At 72.2% G+C, this 14,118-nt stretch carries 10 protein-coding genes; 2 read left to right on the top strand and 8 right to left on the bottom strand.

What is annotated here, in order from left to right; all coding sequences use genetic code 11:
- Window positions 1-65: 65 nt before the first annotated feature.
- On the bottom strand, window positions 66-1,004 hold the full coding sequence (gene miaA / locus OG622_RS14510; protein ID WP_371576420.1) for a tRNA (adenosine(37)-N6)-dimethylallyltransferase MiaA: 939 nt from the start codon (window positions 1,002-1,004) through the stop codon (window positions 66-68).
- A gap of 181 nt (window positions 1,005-1,185) precedes the next feature.
- Between miaA and OG622_RS14515 the strand changes: the two genes are divergently transcribed.
- Together OG622_RS14515 and OG622_RS14520 are read left to right on the top strand one after the other, a co-directional pair.
- Complete coding sequence (locus tag OG622_RS14515; protein ID WP_371576422.1) at window positions 1,186-1,461, top strand: hypothetical protein; 276 nt, start codon at window positions 1,186-1,188, stop codon at window positions 1,459-1,461.
- Between the two features lie 24 nt (window positions 1,462-1,485).
- Complete coding sequence (locus OG622_RS14520) at window positions 1,486-1,812, top strand: antitoxin (protein ID WP_371576424.1); 327 nt, start codon at window positions 1,486-1,488, stop codon at window positions 1,810-1,812.
- A 105-nt stretch (window positions 1,813-1,917) separates the two neighbouring features.
- On the opposite strand, the gene OG622_RS14525 is transcribed toward OG622_RS14520, so the two are convergent.
- The 7 genes from OG622_RS14525 to OG622_RS14555 form a co-directional block, all read right to left on the bottom strand.
- Window positions 1,918-2,634 carry a class III extradiol dioxygenase subunit B-like domain-containing protein gene (locus OG622_RS14525; RefSeq protein ID WP_371576425.1) on the bottom strand — a complete coding sequence of 239 codons (717 nt, stop codon included), beginning with the start codon at window positions 2,632-2,634 and terminating at the stop codon, window positions 1,918-1,920.
- Window positions 2,635-2,762: 128 nt separating this feature from the next.
- Entirely contained in the window at window positions 2,763-4,289 is a 1,527-nt protein-coding gene (miaB, locus tag OG622_RS14530) for a tRNA (N6-isopentenyl adenosine(37)-C2)-methylthiotransferase MiaB (protein WP_371576427.1), read from the bottom strand.
- Between the two features lie 66 nt (window positions 4,290-4,355).
- Window positions 4,356-9,008, bottom strand: a complete 4,653-nt coding sequence (locus tag OG622_RS14535) for an FtsK/SpoIIIE domain-containing protein (protein WP_371576429.1) — start codon at window positions 9,006-9,008, stop codon at window positions 4,356-4,358.
- 184 nt (window positions 9,009-9,192) lie between these two features.
- Window positions 9,193-10,560, bottom strand: a complete 1,368-nt coding sequence (locus tag OG622_RS14540; protein WP_371576430.1) for a hypothetical protein — start codon at window positions 10,558-10,560, stop codon at window positions 9,193-9,195.
- On the bottom strand, window positions 10,557-11,132 hold the full coding sequence (locus OG622_RS14545) for a sigma-70 family RNA polymerase sigma factor (RefSeq protein WP_371576431.1): 576 nt from the start codon (window positions 11,130-11,132) through the stop codon (window positions 10,557-10,559). Before OG622_RS14545 ends, OG622_RS14540 begins: the two co-directional genes overlap by 4 nt.
- A gap of 322 nt (window positions 11,133-11,454) precedes the next feature.
- The gene (locus OG622_RS14550; protein WP_371576432.1) at window positions 11,455-11,754 is read right to left on the bottom strand and encodes a hypothetical protein; all 300 of its coding nucleotides are present in this window, start codon (window positions 11,752-11,754) and stop codon (window positions 11,455-11,457) included.
- A 98-nt stretch (window positions 11,755-11,852) separates the two neighbouring features.
- Window positions 11,853-14,105: a hypothetical protein gene (locus OG622_RS14555; RefSeq protein ID WP_371576434.1), complete on the bottom strand. Its 2,253-nt coding sequence runs from the start codon at window positions 14,103-14,105 to the stop codon at window positions 11,853-11,855.
- Between the last annotated feature and the right edge of the window lie 13 nt (window positions 14,106-14,118).

A 14,118-nucleotide genomic window follows, 5' to 3' on the forward strand; every position in this document is an offset into this window, starting at 1 on the left:
GCTCGATGATGGCACGCCCCCGGAGGCCGGGATGACCGCCGGGGCGACCCGATGCCATGACGTGATCAGGCTGTGACCGGTCGTTCGACCAACGCCAGCGCGAGCTGCGGGAGTTCCGTCAGGTCGGCGAGCCCCCCCTTGAGCCAATGCACCCGCGGGTCGCGTCTGAACCATGAATCCTGGCGGCGCGCGAAGCGCTTGGTGGCCCGCACGGTCTCGGCTCGCGCCTCGTCCATGGTGCACTGCCCGGCGAGCGCCGCGAGGACCTGCTGGTAGCCGAGCGCACGCGACGCCGTACGCCCCTCGCGCAACCCCTGCGCCGTGAGGGAGCGCACTTCTTCGATCAGTCCGGCGTCCCACATGCGGTCGACGCGGCGGGTGATGCGCTCGTCGAGTTCGGGGCGCGCCACGTCGACGCCGATCTGGACGGTGTCGTAGACCGAGTCATGGCCCGGGAGATTCGCCGTGAACGGCTTACCGGTGATCTCGATCACTTCGAGGGCCCGGACGATCCGGCGCCCGTTGCTCGGCAGGATCGCGTGGGCGGCCTCGGGGTCGGCGGCGGCGAGCCGGGCGTGCAGCGCGCCGGAGCCGCGCAGGGTCAGCTCCTCCTCCAGACGGGCGCGGACCTCGGGGTCGGTGCCGGGGAACTCCAGATGGTCGACGGCCCCTCTGACGTACAGCCCGGAGCCGCCCACCAGGATCGGCCAGCGTCCCTCGGCGAGCAGGGCGTCGATGCGCGCGCGGGCGAGCCGCTGGTACTCGGCGACGCTGGCGGCGGCCGTGACGTCCCAGATGTCCAGGAGGTGGTGCGGGACTCCGTCGCGCTCTCCGGGGGTCAGCTTGGCGGTGCCGATGTCCATCCCCCGGTAGAGCTGCATGGAATCGGCGTTGACGACCTCGCCGCCGAGGCGCCGGGCAAGGAAGACACCCAGATCGGATTTTCCGGCCGCGGTCGGTCCGACGACGGCGATGACTCGGGGAGGGGGAACTGCGCTACTCACGACCCCAGTCTCGCAAATGTCGGGGCCTCTTCTCGAACGAGCTACGTGACGCGACGGAGCCGGGGTCGTTGCGTGTGGGGAGTTCGAAGCGCCGGATTCGAGTGCCGGCGGCCCGGATGACGCAATGGGACACTCCGGGAGAGCGCGGGAATTACCCCGCATGATTAGCATTGAGGTTGACATGGGCGTTTTTTCACTTTTCCGGCGCAAGGCGAAGGACGCGGACGAGGCCGCCGTGACGGCACCCGCACCGACCGCCGAGACCGAGGCGGAGGAGTCGGACGAGGCGAAGGGATCCACCGAGGTCGCCCAGCCAGAAGGCAAGGCCGCGACCGAGGACGAGCCTGCCGAGCAGGCGGCCGAGGCCGTCGACGCGGCGGACGACGTGGAGATCCCCAAGCAGCAGACCGCCGAGCAGGCGGCCGACAACGAGGCCAGTGAGGGCGCCCGCAAGTGACTGCCCCGCGCGGGAAGGTGAACCATGGATCTGCTGGATAATCTGAAATCCAAACTCTCCCCGGCCAAGGACAAGGTCTCGCACCTCGCGCAGAAGCACGAGCACAGGGTCCAGCACGGTCTCGACAAGGCCGCGCACACGGTCGACAAGAAGACCAAGGGCAAGTACAGCCACAAGATCCAGTCGGGCACGGGCAAGGCGAAGCACGCCATGGACCGACTCGCGCACCAGGACGACGGCGGCCACACGCCCCCGTCGGCGGGCGGCGGGCACACACCCCCGCCTGCGGCAGGCGGCCACACGCCCCCACCTCCGGGTGGCGGCGCCACACCACCGCCCCCTGCTTCCTGAACGTTCACATCGCCGGACGGCCGCGGAGCGTCTCACGCTCCCGGCCGTCCGCCATGTACGCCCCTTGCGGCAGCCGAGCCGGGCTTCCGCCCCACCGCTTTCGATCTACGACCAGACGGCCACCAGGTAGCCCACGCCGTACGGCGCGTCGTCGTACAGCAGGCTGCCACCCAGCGTCGCGCTCTCGGCGGCGCCGGCCAGGACCTGCCACGGGGCGCGGCCGGAGGCCTGCAGTTCGCGCGCGAGCCCGGCGTCCAGCGCCTGAAGGGCCGCGATGTCGACGGCGGCGAGCGCACGGGCGATCTCCGCGTCGAAGCCGACCGCGCGGTCGTCCAGATACCCCGGGGCCTTCAGCGTCCGGCACGCGCTGCCGTCGCCCATCACCAGCAGAGCCACCCGTTCGGCCGACCCGGCGATGTCCCGTCCGGCCTGGACACACCGCTCGACGGAGCGCGAGCCCCCCACCCCGAGCCCTTCCACGGGGGTGTCGGCCCAGCCGACGCGGTCGAGCAGCCGGGCGGCGACGGCGAGGGAGGCGGGGAGCGTGGCCTGCGAGGGTGCCGGGTCGGTCGTGCCGCCGCGCCCCAGGCGGACGTCGAGGTCCACGCCGAAGCCCCGGAAGGAACCGCGGGAGCCCTGCGGGTGCCGCCCGTCCCGCTCGGCGGGGCCCACGACCACCAGCCGGTCGGGCCGAGCGGCGGCAAGCACCCCGAGTACTTCGGCACAGGCGTCCCGCGCCGTACTCATCTCGGGCGCGGCCCCCGCGGCGACCTCCGGCACGAGCAGCGGCGGACAGGGACAGACGGCGGCGGCTACAAGCATGATCCGCAGGGTAACTTCCGCGACTCGCGGGACGACGACCGCGCCCCCGTCAGGGGCGCGGGGAACCGCGCGAACAACTCCCACGCACCCGCGGTCCGCGAACGACCGCCGCCGCTGAGCCGGACCCGCTACTGACCGACGTCGCAACCGCCGGTCGTGGCCACCGGCAGCGGCTCCGGCACACCGATCCTGGGAAGGCCCAGCATCACACCGGCCGGCTTGTCCGCCGGAAGGGCGTTCCGCTTCTCCCAGGCGTCGCCCGCCCGCGTCCGGCGTACGTCGAGCACGGCACCCTCGGCGAGGAGGTGGTGCGGGGCGGCGTACGTGATCTCGACGGTCACGACGTCACCGGGGCGGACCTCGTGGTCGGGCTTGGTGAAGTGGACCAGGCGGTTGTCGGCGGCGCGGCCGGAGAGGCGGTGGGTGGCGCCGTCCTTGCGGCCCTCGCCCTCGGCGACCATCAGCTCCAGCGTGCGGCCGACCTGCTTCTTGTTCTCCTCCCAGGAGATCTCCTCCTGGAGGGCGACCAGGCGCTCGTAGCGCTTCTGGACGACCTCCTTGGGGATCTGGTTCTCCATGGTGGCGGCGGGCGTGCCGGGGCGCTTGGAGTACTGGAAGGTGAACGCCTGCGTGAAGCGGGCCTCGCGGACCGCGTGCATCGTCTGCTCGAAGTCCTCCTCGGTCTCGCCGGGGAAGCCCACGATGATGTCGGTGGTGATGGCCGCGTGCGGGATGGAGGCGCGGACCTTCTCGATGATCCCGAGGTAGCGCTCCTGGCGGTACGAGCGGCGCATGGCCTTCAGGACCGTGTCCGAGCCGGACTGCATCGGCATGTGCAGCTGCGGCATCACGTTCGGTGTCTCGGCCATGGCGGCGATCACGTCGTCGGTGAAGTCGCGGGGGTGGGGAGAGGTGAAGCGGACCCGCTCCAGTCCGTCGATCTTCCCGCAGGCCCGCAGCAGCTTGCTGAACGCCTCGCGGTCGCCGATGTCGGAGCCGTACGCGTTGACGTTCTGGCCGAGCAGGGTGATCTCGGAGACGCCCTCGCCGACCAGGGCCTCGATCTCGGCGAGGATGTCGCCCGTCCGGCGGTCCTTCTCCTTGCCGCGCAGGGCCGGGACGATGCAGAACGTGCAGGTGTTGTTGCAGCCGACGGAGATCGAGACCCAGGCGGCGTAGGCGCTCTCGCGGCGGGTCGGCAGCGTGGAGGGGAAGGCCTCCAGGGACTCGGCGATCTCGACCTGGGCCTCGTCCTGGACGCGGGCGCGCTCCAGCAGGACGGGCAGCTTGCCGATGTTGTGCGTGCCGAAGACGACGTCCACCCAGGGCGCCCTCTTGACGATGGTGTCCCGGTCCTTCTGGGCCAGACAGCCGCCGACGGCGATCTGCATGCCCGGGCGGGTGGTCTTCATCGGGGCGAGGCGGCCGAGGTTGCCGTAGAGGCGGTTGTCGGCGTTCTCCCGTACGGCGCAGGTGTTGAAGACGACGACATCGGCGTTGCCCTCGCCGGCGTCCTCGGGCGCGCGTACGTATCCGGCGTCCTCCAGAAGACCGGACAGGCGTTCGGAATCGTGGACGTTCATCTGACATCCATAAGTACGCACTTCGTATGTCTTGACGCCCACTGCCTGACTCCGGTCGCTGCTGTTGGTCACTCCGTAAGCCTAAGGCAGCGCCCGGGGAGCCCTCGTCCCCCGGGCGCTGCGGTCTCTCGGCCGGGGTCAGGCCGTCGTGTCGCCCCCGTCGTCACCGCCGTCGCCGTCGAGGACGGTCTCGGGGATCTGCACGTTGATCAGTTCACCGGTGCGCTGGTCGACGGTGAGGCCCCGGCCGGGTCTGCGGCCGCCGCGCAAGTGGGCGTGGGCGAGGCGGGCGCCGACAAAGTCGCCCTCCAGGACGCTCTGCGGGCCGAGGAGGACGCCCTTGCGGTGCCGTTTCAGGGCACTGAGCCAGCCCATCGCGCCCGTCATGGTCTCCGCGGTGGCGGAGATGACGATGCCGATGCCGTGGTCCCGGCCGGACTGGGCCAGGGAGCGCAGGTTCTGGTCGATGTCCGGCAGGACGAACAGGTCGGCGTCGTCCACCATGACCACCCGGGGCCCGTCGCCGGATTCCAGGGCCTCGGTGAACTCCTCGACGGTGGGTTCCGTCGCGGTGACCAGCCGTACGCCGGGGTGCTTCCCCAGGGTGCGCAGCGGCGACTCGCGCGGGGCGAGGATCACCAGGCGGGTACCCGAGGCGAGCAGGGAGACGGCCAGGGCGGCCAGGGTGGTGCTGCGGCCGGAGCCGGGCGGGCCGACGACCGAGAAGGTGGGCGCGGTGTCCGCGAAGTCCACGCCCACCGGGGAGACGTCGTCGCCGCCGAGGCCCAGCAGGCCCCACATCGGCCGGCGGAACTCCTCCCCCACCTTCTCGTACGCGTCCGTGAACGTGACCTTCACCGGCAGGGTGCCGATACGGGCGGGCCGGCGGTCGGCCGGGAGTCCGGCGTCGCGGCGGGTGGCCTCGGCGCCGATGGCGCGCAGCGCTTCGGCCTGTTCCTGGCCGGTGGCGCCGGGGGCGAGCAGCGCCACCTGGATCTCGGTGCCGCCGTCGGAGGTGAAGCCGCGGCCGGGGAGGACGAGGTCGGGGACGTCGCGCGCCCGCTTTCCGACGGCGTGGTAGTCGGTCTTGTCGTTCAGGCGCAGCAGCAGCTTGTTGTCGTTGAGGGCGGTGGCCCGGCCGGACAGCAGGGCGCGTTCGGAGGTGGCGACGATGTGCAGGCCCGCGGCGGCGCCCTCGCGCAGGAGCCGGTTGAGCTGTTCCACCAGGCGGCCGCCGTTGTGGTCGGCGACGGCCTCGATCAGCGCGTCCCAGCCGTCGATGAACAGCATGACGTGCGGCGGGCGGGAGCCGGCTCCGACGGTCTCGCGGAGTTCGGTGAGGTTTCCGGCGTGCCGCCCGGTGAGGAGTTCCTGACGGCGTTCCAGTTCGCCGTCGAGCCGGGCGAACAGCCGTTCCAACCGCTCGATGTCGCCTCGGGGCACGACCGCGCCGCAGTGCGGCAGCACGCCGAGCGCCGTGAGGGCGCCGCCCGCGAAGTCGACGCCGTAGAGGTGCACGTCGGCGCTGGAGTGGCCCCGGGCGAGGGCTCCCGCCATCGTGCGGAGCACCTGGGAGCGGCCGGAGCGCGGGATGCCGATGACGTACAGGTGCCCGAACTCGGCGAAGTCGAGGCGGACGGGCAGCTGGGCCTGGGCCTCGGGCAGGTCCGACAGGCCCCAGGAGACGGGGGCCAGGCGGGCGCCGCCCGGTTCGTCGGGCTGGGGCAGGTCGTCGATCAGGAGGTTCTGGCCGAGGGCCGGGAGCCAGGGGCTGGGCTGTGGGGCGCATCCGGTGAGGCCTGCCGCCTCGGAGACCGCCGCCACCAGGGCGTTGAGGTCGGTGGGGACGTCGTCGTCGGCCGTGTCCGCCGCCGGGTCTCCGCCCTCGTCCGACTCCGCCGTGCCGGGCGGTCCCGCGGCGCGGCCGAGGCGCTGCCAGGAGAGTTCGGTGCCCTGGATACGGGACTCCTCCGCGGGCCGCCGCTCATGGGGCTCGGGGGCGGGCTGCGTGCCGGGCATCGGGGTGCCGGCGTAGGCGGTCTGGAAGGGTACGACGGTGCCGTGGCCGAGCCGGGCGAGGGCGCGGCCTGGGGTGGCCGGGGAGATGCTGACGGCGTCCTTGGTGTCGATGACGTCCATGCTCTCGGAGGCGTCGGTGACCCGGAGCGCGATGCGCAGGTTGGTGTTGGCCCGGATGTCGGAGCTGACCACACCGGCCGGGCGCTGGGTGGCCAGGACCAGGTGGATGCCGAGGGAACGGCCGCGCTGGGCGATGCTCACCAGGCCGGGGATGAAGTCCGGGATCTCCCGGTAGAGGGTGGCGAACTCGTCGATGACGATCACCAGCCGGGGCACCGGCAGGAGTGCGGGGGTACGGCGGCGCATGCCCTGGTACTCGGGGAGGTCCTTGGCGCCGGCGTCGGCCAGGATGTGCTCGCGGCGGGTCAGTTCGGCGGACAGCGAGGTGAGCGCGCGCTGCACCAGGTGGCTGTCGAGGTCGGTGACCATGCCGAGGGTGTGCGGCAGGTCGACGCAGTCCTTGAAGGCGCTGCCGCCCTTGTAGTCGACGAGGACGAAGGTGAGTTCGTCGGGCCGGTTGACCGCGGCGAGCGTGGCCACGAAGGTCTGCAGCAGCTCGGACTTGCCGGAGCCGGTGGTTCCGGCGACGAGGCCGTGCGGGCCGTCCTTGACCAGGTCGAAGGCGATCGGGCCGTCGTAGCCGGCGCCCAGCAGGACGCCGGTGGAGGCGGGGCGCCGCTCCCAGCGGGCCGCGATCTGCTCGGCCGTCGGCTCGGGCAGACCAAGGAGTTCCAGGAGCCCGACCCTGGCGGGCAGGCCCTCGGAGGCGTCCGGGGTGACGTCGCGGATCGGGGCGATGCCCCGGGCCACGCGTTCGCACCACTCGGGTTCGACCAGGTCCGGGCGGATGTCGGTGATGTCCGGCCGGCCGGTGCGGCGCAGGGTCAGCCGGTGGTTCTCGTGGCGGACCACGGCGGTGCACTCCTCCGGCAGGAGCCGTTCCTCCTGGTCCAGGCAGAGGGGGAAGATCCGGACGCCCGGCCCCTCCTTGAGGATCGAGACCACGCCGGGTACGTCGCGCAGACGCCGGGCGCCGTCCATCACCACCAGGACGTCCGGTTCGCTGAGCAGCGCCTTGCTCATGGTGGACTCGGCGGCCCGCTGCCGGGTGCGCAGGGTGGAGACCAGTTCGGCCACGCGGTTGGCGACCGTCTCCGGGTCGTTGCCGATCAGGGTGACGGCGCCGCCGCGGATGCCGGGCAGGCCGTCGCGGGAGTGGGGCAGCCAGCGCGCCCAGTGCCAGGAGTCCTCGGCGGCCTTGTCGGTGAGGACGACGATCCGCAGGTCGCGCGGCGTGTGCAGAACGGCGGCCTGGGCCGTCATCCAGCGGGCCAGCGCCTGCACCGGGCCGGTCGCGCCGGCCAGGCCCACCACACCGCACTCGACGAGGTCGACGCCGACCGGGGCGTCCGGGATCGTCCAGTGGACGGCGGTGTGGTTGTCCTCGCGGGCGGTGTCGTCGATGCCGAGCAGGGACGGCTGCGGGGCGGTGCCGAGGCGCAGGGCCAGGTGGTCCGGGTCGCCCCGGCGCCGCTCCCACAGCCGGCGGCCCGGGCCGACCGCCCACAGTCCGGCCACCGCCGGGTCGGGCGCGCTCTCGGCGCGCAGCCGTCGTTCGGTGGCGACCTTCTGCCGGACGTCCTCCTCCAGCGAGGCCCGGCGCTGCCGGTAGATGCTCGACTTCTCCTCGTAGTCCTTGCGGGCCTGCCGCCGTCCGCTGACGTAGTTCGCGGCGATCAGCACCGGCGACAGGAACATGAAGAGCAGATAGAAGTACGAGTTCAGGAAGAACATCATGCTGACGCCGAAGACCATCGGGGCGAGGGCCACGAGCAGCGGAATCGGCCTGCGTCCGGGGGGATCGGGCGGTCCGGGCAGCCGGAACCGCTCGGGCGCCAGGTGCGGCAGGATGCGCGGCGGCCGGTTGTAGTCCAGGCCGCCTCCGCCCTCGGACGGCACCACCGCGGCGTCCCTGACGGTCGGTTCGGTCAGCCGCAGCAGGTGGTCGCCGACGGACAGCTCCGCTCCCACGGGCCAGAGCACCCAGCCGTCGGGGAGTTCCGCGCCGGCGTCGGCGGCGTCCTCCGGCTCGTCCTCCTCGTCCTGCTCCGCGAGCGGCAGCAACGGGGTGTTGGGCCTGCCCCGGTGCTCCGGCGGCTCCGGGACGGACAGCCGTGCCGGGCCGCCCTCGGGCAGTTCCACGATCGCCGAACCGTCCGGGCGTACGGTCACCCGGACGCCCTCGCCCGGCATGCCCCGCCCGTCGAGCGGGACGGCCGCGTCCGCCAGCGGGCCGATGCCGTGCGTGCCTTGGCCGAGCGGGTGAACCTGTCCGGCGTCCGGGCCGCCCACCACCTGGAGTTCGACCACCGGTGAGTGGTCCGCGCGGTGCGGCTGGGGCATGGCGTCGCGTTCGGGGCCGTAGGCGGTGGCCGGGGTCGGCTGCGGGGCGCCGAGGGCGACGACGCTGCCGTCCATCAGACGGGTGGCGGCCAGCGGGGTGCCCGGGGCGAGGGGCTCGTCGCCCAGGTAGCAGGCCGGGGCCGGTCCCGGTGCGGCGGGCGAGGTCCCGGTCTCGTCGGTGTCACCGGCGCGCAGCCGGGCCAGATGCGCGGCGACATCCTCGACGGGGGTGGATCCGGACGCGCTCAGCAGCACGTCCTGACGGCCGGTGGCGTCGCCGTCGGCGACCGTGGTGATGAGGAGTTTCACTGCTCCCCTAGGGGGTGCTCGGGGGTGGGCGGTTCGGGTGCGGCGGACGGGCCGGGGCCTGTCCGCCGTGCGGTGGGGCCGGGCCACCGGGGGCGGCCTCGGGGTCGGCTCCCTTGGCGGCCTCCGCCTCTCGCGGCGGACGGGCCGGGGCCTGTCGCGGGGCTCGGGGCCCCGCCGGCGGACGTCAGTCCTCTCGGGCGCCGGAGGAGGCGGCGGCGGTGCGGTCCCTGGCGGCGGCCGGTTCGGCGAGCAGCTCGGATCCGGTGGTGGTCCGTGCGGGGGCCGGGGCCTGGAGGGCCGCCCCCGGTGACTCCTCCCGGCGGACCTCGGCCTCCTCCAGCGCCTGGGTCGCCTCGAAGTGCCGGGTTTCCTCGACTTCCCGCGGCTGGGGTTCCGTGACGCGGGACCGCTGCCGGGTGGGTGCGCCCCGCCGAGGGGCGGACTCGCGGCGCAGCCGGCGGCGGTCGGCGCGGACGGCGACGGAGACGGCTCCGCCCAGCGGGGCCGAGTCCGCGTCCAGCCCCAGCTCGGGCGCGACCACCCGGCCGCGTACGTCGACCCGCAGGGCCCAGCTGTGCCCTGCCACCCGGCCGTCGATCAGGCAGACGACGGCGCCCGCGGCGGCGAGGGCACCGAGCCGCCGGGCCTGTTCCGGGCCGGGAGCGGCGCAGACGACCACGGTCGTGGCGGCCCGGCCGGACTCGTCGAACTCACCGGCGCCCTCGGTCTCCCAGGGCTCCTCGGCCGCCTCTTCCAGGTCGCGCAGCACGGCGTCGAGCCGCTGCCCCGGGAACTGCGGATGGACCCCGGCCGTGACGGTGACCGAGGCCCCGCTGCCGGGCCGGTCCAGCTGTGCGGCCAGCGCCTGGAGCAGCCGGCCCCGGGCGGCGGTGTCGCCCTCGACGGTGATCAGCCGTGGTCCGGCGGCCAGATCGAGGTGGACGCAGGCCTCGTCCGCCATGCCGAGGGCGACCGGCAGCGGACGAATGCGCGCACCGGTGCGCGGGCGGCCCTGCGGCAGCCCCTCCGCCTCCGCGAGGGGAAGCTCCCAGCGCTGTGGGCCGGGCTCGTCCGACCACTCCCAGGGGGCGGGTGGTTCGGGCAGCGGGCGGGCGGCGATCTGTACGGCCGCGAGCCCGGGTTCCGTGCGCACGGCGTGGGGGACCGCCCCGGGCGCGTCGGCCAGAGCCGTCGCGGCCGCGTCCAGCAGCCGCCGTACGAGCAGGCCGCCTCGGGGGTCGGACAGGTGACGGGCCAGGGCGCGTACGCCACGCCGGTGGCGCCGGTAGCTGCGCAGCGGTTCGCCGAACGCCCGCCGGGTCAGGGTCAGTTCACGGCCGACGCGACGCCGGAAGCGCCGCCAGCCGCCCCGTTTGCGAACCAGGTGCCGGAGCAGCAGAAGGAGCAGCAGAAGGACGACCACGGCGACGATGAGGACCGTGAGCAGCGAGTCGCCGGGCTTACCCAGCGCGAGAACCGAGCCGTGGGCCGGGTCGAGGGCGTTCGGGTGGGACATGGCCGGGCCGGGACTCGGCACGGCGGGCGTGGTCATGCCGCCGCCAGCGTGTGCTCCGGGTGCCGACGGCGCAGCTCCCGTATGGCGTGATGGGTGCGGGACTTCACCGTGCCCGGCGGTATGCCCAGGGCGTCGGCGGCGTCGGTGCCGGTGCAGCCCAGGACGTAGACGTAGAAGAGCACCTCACGGTGGGAGTGGGAGAGCCGGGAGAGGGCGTGGACCATGAAGCGGCGCTGGACGGCCTGGCTCATCGGGTCCACGGTCTCGGCGTGGTGCTCCAGGGCGTGTTCGTGGGTGACCTCGTTGTGCGGCCGCTCGCGCCGGGCCCAGTCGATCACCAGGTTGTGCGCCACCCGCATCAGCCAGGCCCGGGACGGCGACCAGTCGGGCGGCTGGCTCGCGGTGCTCTGCCAGGCTCGGACCAGGGTCTCCTGGACGAAGTCCTCGGCGCGCTGGCGGTCACCGCGGATCAGGCCGGCGACATAGCGGAGCAGCGGGCCGTGGTGCTCTTCGTAGAGTCTGCGGATGGATCCGTCGCCGGCGGGCGGTGCTTCGCCCGAGGCGAGAGCACTCCCCGTCGCGACGGGACTGGGCGTGGACGTTCTCATGGATTCCCCCAGTGCCGGCGTGAATCGTCGTGCCGGTCCGGTCGGGCGCCGCGACCGCGGCGTTGGCTGGGCAGGGCTGAGCACATGTACCCGGGATGACCTCGCGGTTCACATGTGGAAGGTGAGGTTCCGCAAGGTGGATTCTATGAGTGGTTCAGTAGCTTTCAAGGGGTCCTGAGAGGAACCTGAGGTTACTGATGAGTTGTCCAAAAACCCGAACAGGGGTGCCGGTCCGGGGGGAAACGGACCGGCACCCCTGCGGAGGGGACGCCGACGGAGGGGGAATCCTGGGCGGCGTCCCGGCTCGGGGGGTGGAACCGGCTCAGGTGGGGATGCCGCCGGCGATCTGCGCGTCGAGGTTGTTCACGGCGTTGCAGACGTCCCGGAACTGCTTGGAGAACTGCGTGATGTTGTTCACAGCCTCGGTCAGCGACTTGTTGAAGTTCGCGTAGGACATCTGCATCTTCGGGCTGGTCGCTGTCAGCAGCAGGCCTCCCTGGAGGAGGTTCTCGACGTCGGCCTGCAGCGAGGACAGCTGGGGGACCAGCGTGTCGCTGACCGCGGAGTCCAGCTTCTTCGCCGTTGCTTCGACTTCTTCGTCGTCGATGACGTTCTTGGGCATGGTGCACCTCGTTCTCTGTTGACGGACCCGGCGACGCGGGGAACGCGCGCGCAGGGAGCTTGGGGGTGGGGTGCGGCGGCGGGCCGCCCCGGGTGGGGTCAGCGCCAGTTCTCGCCGAGTGTTCCGAGGGGTGGTTCGGCGCTGATGCGTTCGTGCTGGGTGAGGGACTCCCTCAGGTACCAGGTCCCGTCCTCGGCCCGCTGCCAGATCTCCTGGACCTCGTTGCTCGCGTCGGCGACGAAGCGGATTCCGGCGTTCTCGTTGGTGACGACCTTGGTGACGGAGCCGTCCGCACCGGTGTAGACGGTCCGGGTGACGCCCTCCTGCACCGTGGTCGTCGTCGGCGGAGCGGTGGACCCGGTGGGACGGCCGCCCGCGTCGACGAGCGGGTTCTCCACCGTGAGATACGCGGGGGGTCTGTCCAGCCGCTGCTGGTCGTCCTCCTTGCCGGCCTCGGAGTTGAGGTAGGTCTCCTTGTCCATGGTCAGCTCCCAGTCACCGTCCGGCCGCTTGGTCCAGATCTGGAGAGTGTCCCGGCCGGTCTCGTCGGTGACGTAGCGCCTCATCCACCCGTCGGGCGCGTCCTCGGGCGACGAGTCCATGTAGATCTTGGTGACGCTGCCGTCGGAGCTGCGGATCGTGGTGACGGAGTCGCCGTCCTTGGCCAGCGCGTGGTACGTCTCGGAGTACGAAAGGCCCGTGTTCTTGTTGGTGACGGTGGTGGTCGTCTCGACGGGGTCGCCGTTCTTGTCGACCTTGATCTCACCGTTCTCGTCGAGCTGGTACGACACCGTGGTGGTGTTGTTGGCGTCCTCGATCGTGTAGCCCTTGGGGACGAAGGCCTCGGGGGGCAGATCGTCCAGCTGACCGCGCATGCCCCTGAGCCGGCCGACGTCGGCGTCCTTGTCCGGGTCCCAGTCGCGCAGCTTGTCGTACTCCTCGCCGAAGGAGTCCTGGAGGTCCTGCTGCCGCTGCTGGACGGGCTTCTCCTCCTCGGTGAGCGCGGTCTGCTCCTTGTCGGTCTCCGACTGGTCGTCCCACAGCTCCTTCTGGCGGGCCTGAAGGTCGTTCGACTCCTGGTCCAGGGGGTCCAGTCGGGTCTGGAGGTCGGCGCGATCGGAGTCCAGGTCGTCCTGCTTGACCTTGACGGCGCCCTCGACCTCCTTCTGGGTGGACTTCTCCAGGGCCCAGAGGTCCTTCTGCCTGGCCTGGAGTGCGTCCTGCCGCTCGGAGAGGGGCTCCTGGGCGCGGCTCAGCGCGTCACGCTCGTCGTCGAGTTCCCTCTGCCGCTCACGAAGCGGGGCGAACGCCTTCTCCTGATCGCGCTGTTCCTGTTCCAGGGCTTCCCAGCGCCCGGCGAGCCCCTTGCCCTCGGACTCCCACAGGGCGTCGCGCTCCTTGTCCAGGGCGTCCTGACGGCGCTGCCAGGCGTCGAGTTCGGCCTGGGTGACGCCGTCCTTGTCCAGCAGGGCTCGCCGTTCCTTCCACAGGGCTTCCTGCTTCTCCTGGAGGACGTCCTGCTTGCCGTCGTAGGCCTTCTGCTCCTCCTCCAGAGCGGTGACCTTCTTCTGCATGGCCGCGTCCTGCTCCGCACGGAGGGCCTTCTCGTCCTCCCAGAGCTGCTGCTGCCTGCGCTGGAGTTCCTCCTGCTGCTTGATCAGGGGCTCCTGCTCCTTGCGGAGGGCCTCGTAGTCCTTCTGCAGCTCGTCCCGCCTGACCTGCAGCTTCTCCTCGCGCTGCCTGAGGAGATCCTTCTCCTCCTGCCAGAGCTGCTGCTGTCTGGCCTGGAGTGCGTCCTGCTCCTTCAGCAGGGGCTCCCGCTTCCGGGCGAGCTCCTCCTGCTCCTTGTTCAGCTCTTCCTGCCGCTTCTGCTGGGCCGCGGTCTGTTCGTCGAACTTCTTCCGCTTCTCGACCAGCGCGTCCTGTTCCTTCTTCAGACGCGCCTGCTGGGTCCTGTAGCGGGCTTCCAGTCTTCCGGCCTCGTCCGCGCGGAGCTTGCCGTTCAGCTGCTGCTTGCGGGTCTCGTTCTGCCGGGTGGCCTCGCCGCGGACCTGGGCCGTGACCTGCTGGGCCGCGCCGGCGGCCTGGGAGGCGTCCTGGTCGTAGAAGGCCTTGCCCGCCTTGTCGAGGAGGTTGCCGAGGTCCGTCATGGCCTGCCAGCCCTCGCCGAAGGACTTCTTCCAGGCGCCGTAGAAGTCCTCCAGCGCCTCGGCCGTCTCCCGGCGCGGGCCGATGTCCCCGGCGGCGAACGTCTTGTCCGTGTGCGAGGTGGCGTCGAGTTCGTCGCGGAGGTGCCACAGATGGCGTGCGAGGACGGTCATCAGGTCGTAGTCGTAGGAGACGCGCACCATGTCCGCCGTCCTT

Source organism: Streptomyces sp. NBC_01314, assembly GCF_041435215.1.
Classification (GTDB): Bacteria; Actinomycetota; Actinomycetes; order Streptomycetales; family Streptomycetaceae; genus Streptomyces.

Coding starts and splice junctions, on each gene's coding strand:
- OG622_RS14515 (WP_371576422.1), top strand. CDS start 1,186: ATGGGCGTTTTTTCACTTTTCCGGCGCAAGGCGAAGGACGCGGACGAG.
- OG622_RS14520 (WP_371576424.1), top strand. CDS start 1,486: ATGGATCTGCTGGATAATCTGAAATCCAAACTCTCCCCGGCCAAGGAC.
- OG622_RS14525 (WP_371576425.1), bottom strand. CDS start 2,634: ATGCTTGTAGCCGCCGCCGTCTGTCCCTGTCCGCCGCTGCTCGTGCCG.
- OG622_RS14540 (WP_371576430.1), bottom strand. CDS start 10,560: ATGACCACGCCCGCCGTGCCGAGTCCCGGCCCGGCCATGTCCCACCCG.
- OG622_RS14545 (WP_371576431.1), bottom strand. CDS start 11,132: ATGAGAACGTCCACGCCCAGTCCCGTCGCGACGGGGAGTGCTCTCGCC.
- OG622_RS14550 (WP_371576432.1), bottom strand. CDS start 11,754: ATGCCCAAGAACGTCATCGACGACGAAGAAGTCGAAGCAACGGCGAAG.
- OG622_RS14555 (WP_371576434.1), bottom strand. CDS start 14,105: ATGGTGCGCGTCTCCTACGACTACGACCTGATGACCGTCCTCGCACGC.